This window comes from Mitsuaria chitosanitabida ATCC BAA-476 = NBRC 102408 (genome assembly GCF_001598255.1).
GTDB lineage: Bacteria > Pseudomonadota > Gammaproteobacteria > Burkholderiales > Burkholderiaceae_C > Roseateles > Roseateles chitosanitabidus.
This window is the reverse complement of sequence record NZ_BCYP01000008.1, coordinates 1-15,491: the sequence shown is the minus strand read 5'-3', so window position 1 is coordinate 15,491 and position 15,491 is coordinate 1. Positions and strand designations below refer to the sequence as shown.

Below are 15,491 nucleotides of genomic sequence, written 5' to 3'. Positions count from 1 at the left end.
GGGAGAACGGTGAACGGACTTCGATGGTGATCGCGAGGCTGGTCTTGCTCCCTCGCCCGCTTGCGAGCGTGGGGGAGAGAAAGCACCGAGCTCGCCGGCAGGCAGCGAGCCTCACGACTCCCTCGCCCGCTTGCGGGAGAGGGTCGGGGTGAGGGTCTTCAGGCCGCCGGACGCGCCGGAATGTTCAGCCCGCGCTTGACCGCGTCGCGCGCCAGGAAGGCGCTCAGCACGCGCTGCACGTTGGGAAACTCCGAGAAACCGACCAGCTCACCGGCCTCGTAGAAACCGACCAGGTTGTTGACCCAAGGCCAAGTCGCGATGTCGGCGATGGTGTACTCGTCGCCCATGATCCAGTCGCGGCCGGTGACGCGCTGTTCGAGCACGGCCAGCAGGCGCTTGGACTCCGCCACATAGCGGTCGCGGGGACGCTTGTCCTCGTAGGCCTTGCCGGCGAACTTGTGGAAGAAACCGAGCTGGCCGAACATCGGCCCCACGCCGCCCATCTGGAACATCACCCACTGCAGGGTCTCGTAGCGGCGCGCGGCGTCCTGCGGGATCAGACGACCGGTCTTCTCGGCCAGGTAGACCAGGATCGCGCCGGACTCGAACAGCGGCAGCGGCTCGCCGCCCGGGCCGTCGGGATCGAGGATCGCGGGGATCTTGTTGTTGGGGTTCAGCGAGAGGAAGGCCGGCGACATCTGGTCGTCGGTCTGGAAGCTGACCAGATGGGGCTCATAGGGCAGGCCCAGTTCCTCCAGCGCGATCGACACCTTCACGCCGTTGGGCGTGGGCAGCGAGTACAGCTGCAGGCGCTCGGGATGCTGGGCGGGCCATTTCTGGGTGATGGGGAAGCGGGACAGATCCGTCATTGCGAAGGCCGCCCGAAGGCGGTCGGCCAAGTGTGGTGGATGGGCGATTCTCAATGGGCCGGGAGAGACCTTGCGCAAGGCAGGTCAATGGCGGATGTGCCTGTGCGTGCCCGGGGCCGCGGCGGGCGCCGATCGCTCGCTCGACGCGCCCCGCCACCGCTCACCGCAGCGGCGCCGCGAAGCGATCCCAGCGCGGGGCCCAATGCCCCGTGATGTCGGCCGACACCAGCACGCGATGCGCCTGGCCGATGATCTGCCGGCGTTGCACCAGGCCGATGAAGCGCGAGTCCTCGCTGTTGTCCCGGTTGTCGCCCATCATGAAATAGGCATCGGCCGGGACCCGCAGCGGACCGAAGTCGCGCCGGGCGCTCACCTCCGGCAGGAACTGCACGACGCGGCGCTGGCCGCCCCATTCCTCGACCTCGCGCACGCCACGCAGCGCGACGCCGGGCGCGACCGGTTCGGCGACTTCCTCGACCGGCGCGTAGCGTGCCGGCTCGCCGTTGAGGATCAGCCGATCCCCTCGAAGCTCGACCACGTCGCCCGGGATGGCCACCACCCGCTTGATCAGCCGCGTGCCGTCGCGCGGCGAGCTGAAGGTGACGACGTCACCACGACGCGGGTCGTCGACGCGGCGCAGCGAGAACTCGGTCAGCGGGACCTTCCAGTCATAGGCGACGCGTTCGACGAAGACGACGTCGCCTTCCAGGATGGTGGGTCGCATGGAGCCGCTGGGGACCGGGTTCCAGTCCGCGATCGCGGTGCGAAAGAACAGGAAGCCCGCCATCAGCAGCAGGAAGTTGCGGTTCGCGCGGAGCCAGGTCTTCATGGCGTCATCTCCAGGAATGGGAGGACGCAGTCTCCGCGCGAGCGCCTGCCCGCGGCGCGCGTGCGCGGCGAATGGCGGGAATCGCGGGATCGATGGCGGCTCGCCGCGCCCCGCTGGCGCGGGGCGGGCGATGGTGGCGGGAACGGGCGCGACGCGGCCGGACTCAGCGCGCCTCGACCTGACAGGGGGTCGCCGCCTCCCACCGTTCGGGGACGCCCCCGGCCGCCAACTTCGGATCGGTGCTGACCAGCGAGGCCAGGTCGACCGTCGGCTTGCCCGGCGTGACCGGCGCGTTGTCGCCCAGCGAGCGTTGCCCCTCGCGCCATTCGGCAGTGCGGCTCAGCAGCTTGACCGACCAGTTCTCGGTCAGCCATTCGAGTTCGACTAGCTCCTTGGCGGTCCCGTCGCCCCTCATGTGGCGCACGGCGCGCGCGTTGCAGTAGCCAGCCTGGCGCACGACGGCCTGCGCCGTGGGCAGGTCGCCCAGGCGCAGCCAGCCGCCACCTTCGACCAGCATCTGGAAGGCGGTGCCGCACACCGAGGTCTTGATCGAGATCGGCGGCCCGGTGGGGGGATCGATGACGATCTCGTCGCTGCGGTAGGCGAAGCCCGCGCTGGACGGCGCCCCGTTCTGCGACTCGGTCAGCACGTCGGTGATCGCGATCAGGCGCTTGAGGCCGCGGCGGTCCTCGCAGCGCGGCGGCGCCACCTCGGCGGCGCAGGACCGGAGCTTGTCGATTTCGGCGATGGAGAACCCCTGCCACTTGACCGCTGCGGCGGCCTCGAGGCGCTGGGCGCAGGTCGCGTTGTGCCTGGCGGTGTCGGCGCTCTCGTTGCGGTGCAGGAAGGGCACGACCACGAAGATCAGCAGAGCCATCGGCAGCACCAGCATCAGGAACTCGGGCGTCTTGAGCCAGCGCAGCCACTCGTGCCAGCGCGTGCCGCGCTTGGGCGCGGGATCGGTCAGCGGCGTGATCGGGCCCAGCGGCGAGACCTCGGACAGCTGATGCCAGTGGCCGAGCTCACCCGGCTGGCAGCAGATCTCGCGGACCGCGTTGTTCCAGTCGAAGTTGCGGTCCATGGGGATGTGACCGAACAGCTCCAGGCGGGGTTCCTCGGCCAGCCACAACCAGGTCTGGATCTTGTTGGCATTGAGGATGAGCGCCGCGTCGATCCAGCGATGCAGCTGCCACTCCGTGTCTCGTGCCATGCCGGGCGGCGGCAGCGGTGGCGTCTCCGACCAGCGGAAGGCGGCCAGCGCGGCGAAGAACAGCAGGCCGCCGCGGCGCCGCATCCCGCGCGCGTTCAAGGCCTCGATGACGAGCCGCTCGAAGGCCTCGCGGGCGGCGAGCGATTCGAGCGCCGGCGACGCGAGCAGCTCGCGCAGCAGCGCCTCCGCCGCGCCGACCGCGCGCGGGTCCAGCCGCCAGAAGCGATGCAGGAAGTCCTCGTAGACAGCCCGCGCGACGGCCTGGGCCGCCATCGCGGGATCGATGGCGGGCTCCGGTTGGGGTTGGGCGCGCGGCTTCGGCTGCTCGGGCGCTGGTGCAGGTGCAGGTGCAGGTGCAGGTGCAGGTGCAGGTGCAGGTGCAGGTGCAGGCGCTGGTGCAGGTGCAGGCGCTGGTGCAGGTGCAGGTGCAGGCGCTGGTGCGGACTCGGGCTCGGGCTCGGCGCCAGATGCCGGTGCCGGTGCCGGTGCCGGTCCCGGCGCAGGCTCGGGCGCTTGCGCAAGGTCGAGGTCGGGCGCAGGCGATGGTGTCGATGCCGACCGAGGCTCGACCTCCGGCGCGGCCGCGGGCTCGTCGTGCCCGTCATCCGAGCGCTCGTCCCCGCCCTGCCCCGTCTCTCGCGTTCCAAGTTCGACGCGGATGAACCCACGCTCCTCCCGCAGATGCGCGATGGCGGCTTCGTAGTGAGCGCGCAATTCCTGGAACGCCTGCGGATCGGCAGCGCGATCGATGCGCTTGAGGCGCGCCGCATAGGCCGACTTCACGTCGGCCTGCGTGGCGTGCTCGTCCAGGCCGAGCGCGCTGAAGTAGTCGGGCAGCAGGACCTGCATCAGACCCCCAGCGGCGAGTCGGCCTCGCAGAGCTGGACCAGGCGCTGCAGGCCGGCCTGGCCCTGCGCGATGCGGCGCGGGTCCTGCGACTCCAGATCCAGTTCGAAGCGCGTGATCTCATGGCCCAGCCGCTCACGCTCGTCCAGCGCCAGCTGCATGAACAGCCGCTCGGCGCGTGCCAGCAGCGCGCGCACTTCCATGCGCTCGCGCGGATGCATCTTCAGCGACGACAAGGCCTGCAGCCGCTCGGCCACCTGCTCGTCGGACAGTCGTTCCGCCGAGTTCTGGATCACGAGCCGGCGCGACGGGCCGGCGGCCTGCTCGCCCAGCTTGGGCGTGGCCTCCACCTCCAGCAGGCCGTCCACGTCGTAGGTGAAGCGCACGTCGATGTGGGGCCAGCGGCCGTCGGTCGAGCGAGGCAGGTCGACGTCGAACTGGCCCAGCGGGATGTTGTCCTTCACGAGCCGCGCCTCGCCCTGGTAGACGCGGACCGAGATCACCCGCTGATCCGCGGTGAGCGGCTGGAAGGACTGCACGCGGCTGACGGGCACCACCGTGTTGCGCGCGATGATCGGCGACATGAAGCCCGCCGTGTGCCGGTCGGCCGAGACCTGCTTGGAGGACTCGATGCCCAGCGTGTACGGGCAGACGTCGGTCATGACGCGCTCCGCGAGCTCCACCGCGTCCGTCTTGAGCCCGGCCTGCACGGCCGCGCCCAGAGCGATGACCTCGTCGGGATTCAGGCTCGCGCTGGGGAACTGCCCGAACATCCGCGTCACCAGTTGCCGCACCGCCGGGAGGCGCGAGCTGCCGCCGGCCAGCACCACCGCCGACAGGTCGGCCGTGCCGATGCGCGCGTCGCGGATGGCCGTCTCGACCGGGTAGCGCAGGCGGTCGAGCACGGGCTGGATGAGTCGCTCGAACTGGTCGATGCCCAGCGTCAGGTCGATCAGGTGCGGCCCGTGCTGGAAGCTGATCCGCGCGGTGGGATCGCTGGAAAGCGCGCGCTTGGCGGCCTCGCAGCGGGCTCGCAGCTTGGAGACGAAGACGGGCTCGCCCATCAGCTCGGCGGGCAGGCCGGCGCTGTCCATCACCCAGCGCTCGACGCAGGCATCCACGTCGTCGCCGCCGAGCTGGTTGTCGCCCGCGGTCGCGCGGACCTCCATCACGCCGGAGAAGAGCTCGAGGATGGAGACGTCGAAGGTGCCGCCGCCGAAGTCGAAGACGAGGAACTGGCTGTCGTCGCGCTCGTTGAGCCCGTAGGCGAGCGCCGCGGCGGTGGGCTCGTTGAGCAGGCTGACCTCGGCGAAGCCGGCGATCAGGCCGGCATTGCGGGTCGCGGCGCGCTGCGCGTCGGAAAAGTAGGCGGGGACGGTGATGACGGCGCGATCCACGTCCTGGCCGAATCGCGCGCGGACGTCGGCGCGCAGCGCGCGCAGCACGAGGGCCGAGAGGTCCTCGGCGCGGAACACGCGATCCCCGAGGCGGAAGCTGGTGGCGGTGCCCATGCCGCGCTTGAAGCTGGCGATGGTGCGCTGCGGATGGGACTGGAGCCGCTCCCGGGCCGCGAGGCCGACGAGGACGGAGCCGTCGTCGTCGAGGCTGACGACCGAGGGGGTCAGCGTCTGGCCAAGTGCGTTGGGGATCAGGTGCGGGGCGCCGTCGTGCCAGTAGGCGACGAGGGAATTGGTGGTGCCGAGGTCGATGCCGACGATGTCGGGCACGAACGAGGAAGCGGTCATGGAGCGGACGGGCGAATCGGGCCGCCAGGCGGCCGAGGGGTGGTCGAGACGTTCAAGCGTCTTCTAGAGGCGCCCCGCACCCTATCGCCCTGAAGGGTGGACGCGCGCGAGCGCGTGGAGGACGCGTGAAGGAGTGCTCGGGCGGCCCGCTTCGCGCGCGGGCGCAGGAGGCGGGATGTCGCGGTCGAACGACAGCGCGCGGTGCGCCGTCGACGACCTCATTGGGTGGTCACCAGGGTCTTGAGCACGGCTCGGCCGTCGCCGAAGGCCTGCTCCAGCACGCCGAGCATGCCGAGCGCCTCGCGCAGCGTGTCCCGGATGCTGGCGGCGGCGAGGATGGCCTCGTCGTCGTCGTCCAGACGCGAGTCACCGTCGAGCAGCGCGCGCTCCAGGCGGGCGGCCATCTCGGCCACGGCGAGCGCGTGCTGCATGCGCTGGCGTAGCGAGGCGATGGCGGTGCCGACGGAGATGTCGCGACGCGGGGTGAGGAACTCGGCACTGCCGGGGGCGAATCGGCTGAACGTCGGGTACATGCGGGAGCGGTAGAGGAACTCCTCGAACTCGTCGGTGTCTAGCCGGCGGAGCGGGCGGTAGCTGAGGAGGTCCTGCTCGATCTCGGAGAAGTCCGGGAGCGGCTTGGGCCGCGGATCGTTGGCGGATGGGGTGGTGGGCGGGACCCGGGTTTCCGGGCGGTCAGCGGTGAGGACGGTCATGGGGTGGCTCCAATCCATTAACTGATTTGGGGATGGATTCCTCCGCGAGAGAAATTCGCGGGAGGCGATGTCGGGGCATCGAGAACGGATGATTCCTCAGACTGGACGGAAAACCAGTGCGGAAATATCAAGGATTCGGGAGAACCGCAGGAGTCAGGCAGCGCGAATGGTTTAGATCGGGCGGGGGAATGGCTGGAATTGGGAGGGGTGCTAGAGGAATGAGGGATGGGGTGCGCTGGGCGAGTGGCTGGGAACCCCGCCCTCAAAAATGATCACAACAATTCCGCTGAAATGACAAAAAGCGCCATAGCGCAGCCGCCCAATACTAGGCACCCCAGGATATTCCAGAAAGCAGGCCGGAAATTTCGTCAGCAGCATCCGCACACATTTCCGAGCAGCGCCCGCAGGCCTATCAAAACTGCCAGCGCGCTGCCGAACTCATGGGGGCGCGTACCGATTATCTCTTTTCACCATCGGTTCGCCAACATTATCCCAGACCCATTTTGCGTCGTTGAGTTCGCTCTCACCCGGCAACACCTGACCAAAGAAGTCTCGAAGAATGCCAACAACACGGCAATAGGAAGGCGCATCAAGATCAATGAAGCTAATAATCCCCATATACTTAGCCTCAACAATTACATCATACTCCTCTGGACATATCGGCAGAAGCACCTTCTCCAGAGCATCCGAAAACGCCCAGTAGAGAGCAGTATTCACATAACCCTCTCCGTAAGCCGATTGCCCACAAGCGGGATTCGCATCAAGTCCAAAATATATAACACCAGCCATAATTCGCTTGAAGATGACAGTTAGTCAAGAAGTGCTTCATCAAGGCGGGTTCCAATCTTACCCAATTCGTCATTCGACTCAAAATCGGACCGTATGCAAAGTCGGAATCAAGCCAGGAACCGCCGAGTCCAGTGCATAGATTTGCTCAGGGGGACAATCAGCACCAAACGCCACATGCAAGCCAAGCATGCCAGAAAATTTTCCGTCTAGAACTCCGTAAACCAATGCTATGTGATGAATCAGCTCTTTCCCGACATTCACCTGAAAACGTAGTGTTCCGTCGACATTGAAAACTGCCGCATTATTCGGGAACCCAAACACATCGTCACCAGCCTCATTGATGTACCAAGATGGTGGGAATATTCCAAGGATGCCAGATCGATCGGGAAGAAGTGCGGGCAACATCGGCGCGTCAATGCTGACCTCAGTCCCATCGTCTAGCGTAAGAACGCACCCCAGAATCTTTCGGGGCTCCGCCAAAGCCAGAACTTGGGCCCGCCGCGCGAGCGCGTCTTCTGCTGCGACACCTGTCCCTTCTACGGGAATCACCAGCCGTTGGCCGTCACTCCCAAGCCAGACATCGGATACGATTTCGACTTTTCTGGTCATGGCATTTTGAAGGGTTTAATACTTCCCGGAATAATTGAGAAACTTTCTGGAGAGGAATAGGGGGCTTGGCCACAAACTGCACTTGGTGTACTCAATATCCCTTACCTTGCAGCCAGACAGAACGGAAAGGACCAGATCCCATTCCACGGGGTTCACCCTCTAACTCCAGAGAGTATCCAAGCGCCACCTTAGCCTCCAATTCGAAGAACCGCAGCTTTGCCATCCTTAATTACCATGCGACTCTTAGGCCCGGGAGCCGGATTCTGAAGCCCCGTTGATTTCCTGTGCCAGTCAGAAGTAGAGGTCAGGGAATCGTTTCATACAGTACTCGACCGGTGGCACCCGTCCCGTCGCTTCATGAGGTCGCTGGTCGTTGTGGCGTTGAAGCCAGTCGGCAGTCATGGCCCGTACTTCGACCAACGAGTCGAAGACGCAGTAGTTCAGCACCATATTTCCGCAAGCTCATCCGAGAGTGGGGAATTCAGAAGATCACCGCCGTCACTCAAATGCGCTTTCATCGCAGCATTTGCAAGAATCATTTAACCCAAACGCCCCTTTGATTTTTAAAACTCGCAAGATCAGCAGATACTTCTGGGAGACTCCAAACCCGAATACGCGACAAATCCTCCTCTCATTCCCAAGAGAGGACCAGGATCTCCAATACATAAGCTCCTACGAATCAAGCATCCCAAGACATGCTAGAAAGGAGCCCAGAAATTGCGGCAGCAACCTCTGGGTGCTTCTCCGAGTAGCGCCCACACGCCGCTCTAAAGAACACCAAAAACTCCGCCTCAGAATATATCCGCTCATTCCCAAAAGTTCCCACCTTCACACCCACAAAGTCTCCATCTGGACTTAAATCAGGGAACAGGCAATATTCCTCATCCAACACACACCCATCTCTATTGACGATGCTACTCACACAACCAACAAAATCCTCCTCAGAAATGTAGTTAAAAAACTCCTTAACAATCCAATCCTCATCAACCCTAGAGTCAACATTCGGAAATATTTGCATACAAACCTAATTAAGAAAGAAGTCATCGCGTAGCCCTCCAGAAAGGTCGAGCCCGTCAGCTTGCCGATCTGAAGTAAATTCCCCATCAAGCCTATACCTCGCACGCCGCGGACATTAGATCTATTGAACCACCATCAATAGCCATCATCTTGGACATATCACCAGTCGTCAGAAAATGGGGAATCTCACTCCACCCCTCCTTCTTCTTCATTGCGAATATCAACCTCTCTCCGATAAGCATCAAACAGACCTCCTCCTTGATCAATATGAACTCGATCACATTTCGGACAGCGATAGACATCAACCTTCTGGGAATCAATCATTGAGTAGAACTCGTCGGAAGTCAGCCCGTCTTCCAGTCGCCCCCCAATCTCCTCAATGCATGCCTCCGATATCAAAAGGAGCTCATAAGGAGGGGTTCCCACAGAGAGGTTCATAACGTACCCACAATTACAGGCAAACTTTGGCACAAATCACTTCCTTTCCCTATCAAATCGTACAATAACTCCATCGGATCGCTGGAAGAAGATCACGTTCACGTGTGAAGTCGTCGGCTTACCCCAAATTCGCTGAGCAATCGCCCGCATTTCGATATCGGAAATATCAATCTGCACAAGCATCGAATCCGCTTGATCCCGCTTTCTCTCAATTGCACGAACAATCGCATTTGGGTTCGTCGTTTCTGGAGTATAGACATCAACCCGCCCCACCCCCGGAACATTGAGGTCCGCGGTCCTTTGCCCAAAGACCCCTTCCGAGTTCGCTGTACGCAAATGCTCCACCGGCAAACCAAGCTGCTGCGAAAGCCCCTCCCCGGCGCGAATCTCATTCTTATCCGGCATCGCACCTGGACCAACCGTAATAGCCCCGGACGCCCCGTTCGCCCTATTCTTACCGTTTGGCGCATATACCGTTGGATCATAATATCTTCCATCTACACCCTGATAAACAGAAACTTGCTTTCCCGTGTCGTCCGTGAAGGTATAAAGAGTTCGCCCATCAGCTGTAGATTTTCCAGTCGGGCGAGCTCTACTGGGCAAGGCGTCATAGCAACTATTGTGCACCCACAAGGCCTCAACGCCCTCCGCCCCCCTAACAAAGTAGGTGTGAAATCCATCAACTTCTAGATTGAAGGCGCGCAATGGCCTCGAGGTGATGCGAACAGAATGCACGATCTGCATTCGGCCGGCAGAGTCATACAGAATGAAACCTCGCTTGAGATTCTGGGCATCGACCCACGCCCCGCGCTCAACGTCCCCGCCATAATAATGACCTTCTGACGAAGGCGGCGCCGACTCTCCGACAGGAGTTATCACAAAGAACGGGTGAATCCTGTTTGAAACAAGGATCTGAGAGCTTCCGTTTGGAGAAATGACCGACACATACACGGTTTCGTTATATGGATTGCTGTATTGAGCAAGCACTCTTTTATATGCAACCACTCCGCTCCGCTCATCCTTCGACAAAACCCAATCATTCGGCCGAACATTCTCAATTGCCTTGAAGCCGTCCGCAGTCTTGACCTCCATGTCGCCACGGAACGAGCAGGCACCCGCAGAAAAGGGCTTGTTTGGAGTCTTCCCGGCGTAGTTCCCCCCAGAAAGTTCGGCTGATCCAGGTTTTGATACGGTCGACTCACTCAGCGCTCCTCGCGCCGAAGCCACACCAGCAAGAACTCCACCTGCAACCGCAATACCGGAACAGGTTGTGTTCTTTAAGCAATCGCCGTATGACTGAATACGCCCCTGCAGGAACCCGATTTCAAGCGCAATCGCTTTCACATCCTGTCCCGATGCCTTGCTCTGCATATCGCGGAGCCTCTCATACTGGGTCTGAACGCAAGCAGCGGTGGTGCAGGCCGCCCCAAACTCGATCGCGTTCATCACCGGCGGTGAGAGATTCATCCCCCGATAGGTTTGCACGCGATTCGTGGCCCAAGCGTTGAACTCCATCTGGGTCTTCAGCGTGAAACCGTCCTCGACCTGACGATTCAGAATTTCTTGCTTCTGGTCGTTCAACCAGCTAGCGAGCCTTGCGATCTCCTTGCCGTTCGCATCGAGCGATGCGCGCCCGTCCTTAATATCGCGCTTAGCCTCATCACAGGCTTGGCCGCGACAGTTCGCAAGTTCCAGGCTCTGTGTACGGCTCAGTTGCGCATACTCCTTGAAGACCTTATCGCGGGCCTCTTGGCTGGTTGCCTTCCGCAGCTCCTCCAGCATTTGATTGACTTGCTGGTGGCTGAGATAGTTATTGGTTACCTCGTTGAATGCCGTACCGCCCCCCGCAATACCTCCGACCGCCGCGCCCGCCGCGCTGCCTGCCAAGGTCGTCAGGGAATTGACGAGCGAGTCTTCGAGGCCTGCCTTCTGGAGTGCAGCCTGCACTTGCGGTCCAGCCGCCGTACCGACGGCAGCACCTCCCGCTCCGGCGAGATTGCCTGTCAAGCCGCCGAGGACGGCATGCGCAGCAATCCGCCCCGCGCCCTGCGGCCCCCACTGCTTCTCCAGCGCCTCGGCTTGGGCCTTCAGGTCCGCGTGGCTGCGGGTGTCCGTTGCTGCGGAGGCTTCTGCGCGCAGCTTGGCGGCCTTTAGCAATTGCGTGTCCGCAAACTCACCAATCTGCTTCGCCGCCTCTTTCCCAAACGTCTGCGTAATCGCCACCTGCGCCTGGATGTCCTGCTGGACCTTCTCCTTGTCGAAGGTCTGCTTGATCCCCGACTCGGCATCCCCAGTGCGTGCCGCCTGATTCCCCGCGATGCCACTGATCCCCGCCTTCGTCGTGCTGCTCGCGTGGCCGCTGCTCTCCCCGAACCCGAACGAGTTCGCCTGCGCCTGCGGTTGCCCCGGCTGCTGCGCCTGGCCGGTGGACATCGGCGACCACGTGTACTGCCCGTTCGCCTGCGCCGACTTGATCGCGTCGTTGTCCTTCTTGATCTCCTCGGTGCTGCGCTTGTCCGACGAGAGCCCGCCGGACGCCGCGAAGCTCAAGCCCCTGTAGTCGGCCTTGTTCTCGATGTCGCTGAGCGCCAAGCTGCCCGTTTTGAACCTGTTCGCGCCCGCGTCGACCGCCGCTTGCGTGCTGGTGATCGCGCCGCCCTTCAGGTTCGTTTCGCCCTTCACGTCGACCTGGAACCCACCGCTGCCGGCGCGAATCCCGCTCTGCTCGTTGACGCTCGCGTAGTCGCTGTTGACCTTGCTCTGCCCGTAGCTCGCGTTGCCGCTGACGCCCGTGCCCATCGTCACGCTGCCGCCCACCTGCTTGCCGTCGCTGTGGAACCTGCTCGTGTCCTGCAAGCTCGCGATGTCCAACCTGCCGTCCGACTTGACCTTGACCCGCTCCCCCGCGATCACCGCCCCCTTGAGGGCCATGTCGTCGCCGGACTCGACGTTCACCAGCTGCCCTCGCAGATGCGTGTTGCGCTGGACCACGTCATCGCGGTCATCCCCACCGCGCGCCAGGCTGCCGCTGGCGGTCAGTCCCACGGAGGCGCCGCGCGACCCCAGGTTCATCGCGACACCCGCCGCCGCGCTGCTCGACGAGCTCTCGCTGCGCTGCCTGAGCAGCTCCTGCGACGACGTCAGCGACACCTTGCCATCCGCCAGAACCGTCAGCCTTCCCCCCGACGTCAGGTCCGAGCCGCGGACCGAGATGCTGCTGTCCTTGCCGTCGCCCGTGGCGATCAAGGTCACGTTGCCGCCCGCGGTGATCGCGCTGGCCTGATGTTTCGTCGTGGTCGTCTCGACACGGTCGAGCGATTGGCTCGATCCCACCGAGACACCGACCGACACGCCACCGCCCGCCTTGGCCTGCGCCAACGCGTTCGCCGCGTCCCGGGCCTTGACCGCGGCGGCGGCCACGCCCAGTGCCTGCATCCGCGCATCGCCGACCTGACCGATGTTCCCGAGCATCCGCCCTGTGTCCCCGAGCGCGCTCAGCGCCGGCGCCCCCACCGACACCGACAGCCCGCGCTGCCGGAAGAGCGTGCTCTGCACCTCCTTGTCGCTCACCTCGACGCCATCGATCACGATGCGCTTGGCCAGTACACCGACCTCACCTCCAGGCGCCTCCAGCACCGACCCGAGCTGCGAGTACGTGCGCCCGGCCACGATGGTCACGTTGCCGCCGACGCTGCCGATCGTCGAACCGACGGCCGTCTCCTGCACCTGATCGAGCCCACTGCGCCGATCCCGCGTGCCGATGGTGAAACCGCCGCCCGTCCCCATCACGCCCCGCGTGACCTGTTGACGGTCCTCACTGCGATGAGCGGAGTCGCGAGCGCTCTCGATGCTCACGTCCCGCTCCGCCTTCAGGATCGTCCCTTCATCCGACACCACGTTCGAGCCCCTGACCAGCAGGTCCCGCCCCGCCGTCGCCACCACGGTCCGGCCCGAGATCGTCGTGCCCAGCGCGGTCGCGCGCTCCAGCTGCAGCGCGCTGCTGGTCGTGGTCGACTTCAGGAAGCCCTTCTCGGTGTGCCTGCTCGCGTCGTCGATGGACTCCGTGGCCTGCGCCGCCAGCAGTTGCAGGTCCCGCTTGGCGTCGAGCTGCACCGCGCCCTGGCTCGTCACCGACGCGCCCTGGGCCACCAGGTACTGCCCCGCCCTGAGCACCACCGGCCCCTTCGCCTGGATCGAGGTCCCGACCTCCCGCGAGCTCGCGCGGTTCATGTGGTTGTCGGCGTCGAAGCGCAGCTTGTCGCTGCTGGTGGTCCGCACCGTGCCGAGCATCAGGTCCCGCCCCGCCTGCACCAGCACGCCGCCGTCGGCCCCGGTCTGCTGGAGGCGCGCCGCGTCCAGCACCACGTCCTGCCCCGCGCTCAGCACCATCACGCCACCCGCCGACAGCGTCGCCACACGGTCCAGCACGGTGCGCTGGCTCGTGTGCGTGCTCGCGCTGGCCGTCGTGCTCGCGATCACCAGATCACGGCCGGCCGCCAAGCTCATCGAGCCCGTCGCCGTCAGTTCGCCCCCCATGGTGCGCAGGTCCTCCCGCGCCGACAGCGCCAGGCTCGCGCCGCGCATGCTGCCGTCGTTGACGATGCTCTGCGCCGTCGCCTTGAGCGTCTCCGACGCCCGCAGGTCCCCGTTGTTCTCCAGCGCGCCGCTCAGCGCGATGTCCACTCGCCGTCCGGCGATCAAGGCGCCGGTGCCCAGAAGGTCGCCATCGCGCGGCAGCAGGTAGACCTGCGGCACCAGCACGCGCTGCGTCGAGCCGTCCGCCAGCGTCACCGTCTGCTCGACCAGCCACACCAGATCGGTCGTCAGCGCGGCCACCTGCTCCGCCGTCAGTGCGACGCCTGGACGCAGCTGATGCGCCTTGGCATAGGTCGCGCCGTGGGTCATCAATGCGCGGTACATCTCCTCGTCGCTCGCGTAGCCCTCCAGGAAGGTCGACCCCGTCAACTTGCCGATCTGCTCACGCACCAGACGCTGCTCGTAGAAGCCGTCACCCAGCCGCTTCTGCGCCGTCGCCGGGTCCGCCGCCATCTGCCTGAGCAGGTAGTCGCTCGACAGCCAGTCCCGGTAGTGGGCGAAGCGCGGATCCGTCTCCACCAGGTAGCCCGCACGCGGGTCGGTCCGCAGCAGGAACAGGCTGTTGCGCGGCAGCGTGAGCGTGACCTGAACGGCTCGCAAGCGCCCTTGAACCTCAGCCATGTTCAGTCGGTTCGGGCCGGCGGGATCCCAGTTGTTCAGCGGGGACGTCGGCTGTCCGTTCACCGGTCCGCGCTCCACGGCTCGGACGCTCGTGCGGTCCAGCCGCGCCACCTCGCGGACGCGCAGTCCGCCATCCACGTCGACATCCGCGATCGCATGGGACGCCAGCGCCTGCGGAGCGATCTCCCCACTCGCGTCCACCGAGCCGATCGCCGCGGCACGCACGGTCGAGGTCGACGCGCTGTGCTGCTGCCACGCCCCGCCTTCCCCACTGACGGCGCCCGCAGCCTGCCGCGCCTGCGGCGAATCGGCGGACTGCGGGTCGCGCATCCGCGGCACGGGCAGGTACACCGGAACCTCGGCGGGCACCTCATGGGACGAGGCCGCGTACTCGAAGCCCGTGTTGGGGATATGCGTGCCCCTGTTGAAGGTCCGGTAGGCCTCCTCATGGACCGTCGCCGTGACCTGGACCCGCTGGGTCTGGTTGTCGATCGACGCCGAACGGATGTCCACGCCATCGCGCCCGATGATCTGGCTCATCTGATTGAGGATCTTCGCCGTGCCCGCCACGAGCAGTTGGCCGCCGACGATCATCCGGCCCGCCGCGCTTTGCGTCGCTCGCACGCCCGGCGTGAACTGCGTGACCCTGATCGCGGTGAAGTCCTCCACCAGCCGCGAGTTGGCGTCGGCGTAGAACTGCGCCATCGCCGCGTCGAGCGCGACGTCGTCGCCCGGCGTCACTTGGAAGTCGGCCCAGACGGGATCGGTCGCCGGGTAGTGGGCGCCCGCGACCCCATCGGCATCGCCGCTGCGGCGCCACACGAACGCGCGATCGCCCATGCCGCTCAGGTCGCCCCCGAATCCGCCGAGATAGCGTCCGAACTTCTCATGGGGATATCGGGCCGAGGGCAGCAGCAGCTTGCGGTTGTAGGTATCCGGCGAGAACCCGCTCGCGCCTTCGCCGAAGACCTTGACGAACGGCTCCAGCGAGTCCGTCGCATCGCTTCCCCAAGGGCTGTACCACCCTTCCGAGGACGCAGTGACCCGCCACAACACACGCACCTGCTCCGGCTTGAGACGTATCGCGCTGCCCGGTGGTTGGAACTCGAATCGCTTCGTCGTGTTCCCTTCGACCACCTGCCACTTCAGATAGGGGTTCAGGTTCTGGATGTCGGTGGACTGCAGCAGCAGATCGCGCCGCGCGTCGAT

Annotated in this window: 11 protein-coding genes; all 11 read right to left on the bottom strand. The window is 64.6% G+C overall.

The annotated features are described in order from the left end of the window. Positions 1 to 158: 158 nt before the first annotated feature. Complete coding sequence (locus tag MCHT01_RS05440) at positions 159 to 869, bottom strand: glutathione S-transferase N-terminal domain-containing protein (protein WP_067063444.1); 711 nt, start codon at positions 867 to 869, stop codon at positions 159 to 161. Positions 870 to 1,029: 160 nt separating this feature from the next. After that, positions 1,030 to 1,698 carry a signal peptidase I gene (gene lepB, locus MCHT01_RS05435; RefSeq protein ID WP_067063442.1) on the bottom strand — a complete coding sequence of 223 codons (669 nt, stop codon included), beginning with the start codon at positions 1,696 to 1,698 and terminating at the stop codon, positions 1,030 to 1,032. 163 nt (positions 1,699 to 1,861) lie between these two features. Then, positions 1,862 to 3,757 carry a J domain-containing protein gene (locus tag MCHT01_RS27105; RefSeq protein ID WP_218017868.1) on the bottom strand — a complete coding sequence of 632 codons (1,896 nt, stop codon included), beginning with the start codon at positions 3,755 to 3,757 and terminating at the stop codon, positions 1,862 to 1,864. Beyond that, complete coding sequence (locus MCHT01_RS05425; RefSeq protein WP_067063438.1) at positions 3,757 to 5,499, bottom strand: Hsp70 family protein; 1,743 nt, start codon at positions 5,497 to 5,499, stop codon at positions 3,757 to 3,759. Before MCHT01_RS05425 ends, MCHT01_RS27105 begins: the two co-directional genes overlap by 1 nt. Positions 5,500 to 5,717: 218 nt before the next feature. Continuing rightward, entirely contained in the window at positions 5,718 to 6,212 is a 495-nt protein-coding gene (locus MCHT01_RS05420) for a hypothetical protein (RefSeq protein WP_067063430.1), read from the bottom strand. A gap of 438 nt (positions 6,213 to 6,650) precedes the next feature. Then, the gene (locus MCHT01_RS26030) at positions 6,651 to 6,929 is read right to left on the bottom strand and encodes a hypothetical protein (RefSeq protein WP_148661406.1); all 279 of its coding nucleotides are present in this window, start codon (positions 6,927 to 6,929) and stop codon (positions 6,651 to 6,653) included. A 150-nt stretch (positions 6,930 to 7,079) separates the two neighbouring features. Beyond that, positions 7,080 to 7,610 (bottom strand): hypothetical protein, encoded by a 531-nt coding sequence (locus MCHT01_RS26025; protein WP_148661405.1) that lies wholly within the window; start codon positions 7,608 to 7,610, stop codon positions 7,080 to 7,082. 291 nt (positions 7,611 to 7,901) lie between these two features. Then, positions 7,902 to 8,060, bottom strand: a complete 159-nt coding sequence (locus tag MCHT01_RS27935) for an integrase core domain-containing protein (protein ID WP_084451945.1) — start codon at positions 8,058 to 8,060, stop codon at positions 7,902 to 7,904. 229 nt (positions 8,061 to 8,289) lie between these two features. After that, complete coding sequence (cdiI, locus tag MCHT01_RS26020; RefSeq protein WP_148661404.1) at positions 8,290 to 8,628, bottom strand: ribonuclease toxin immunity protein CdiI; 339 nt, start codon at positions 8,626 to 8,628, stop codon at positions 8,290 to 8,292. Between the two features lie 185 nt (positions 8,629 to 8,813). Then, positions 8,814 to 9,098 carry a DUF8617 domain-containing protein gene (locus MCHT01_RS28000; protein ID WP_501193226.1) on the bottom strand — a complete coding sequence of 95 codons (285 nt, stop codon included), beginning with the start codon at positions 9,096 to 9,098 and terminating at the stop codon, positions 8,814 to 8,816. Between the two features lie 3 nt (positions 9,099 to 9,101). Beyond that, positions 9,102 to 15,419 (bottom strand): hemagglutinin repeat-containing protein, encoded by a 6,318-nt coding sequence (locus MCHT01_RS05410; protein WP_218017867.1) that lies wholly within the window; start codon positions 15,417 to 15,419, stop codon positions 9,102 to 9,104. Positions 15,420 to 15,491 lie beyond the last annotated feature (72 nt).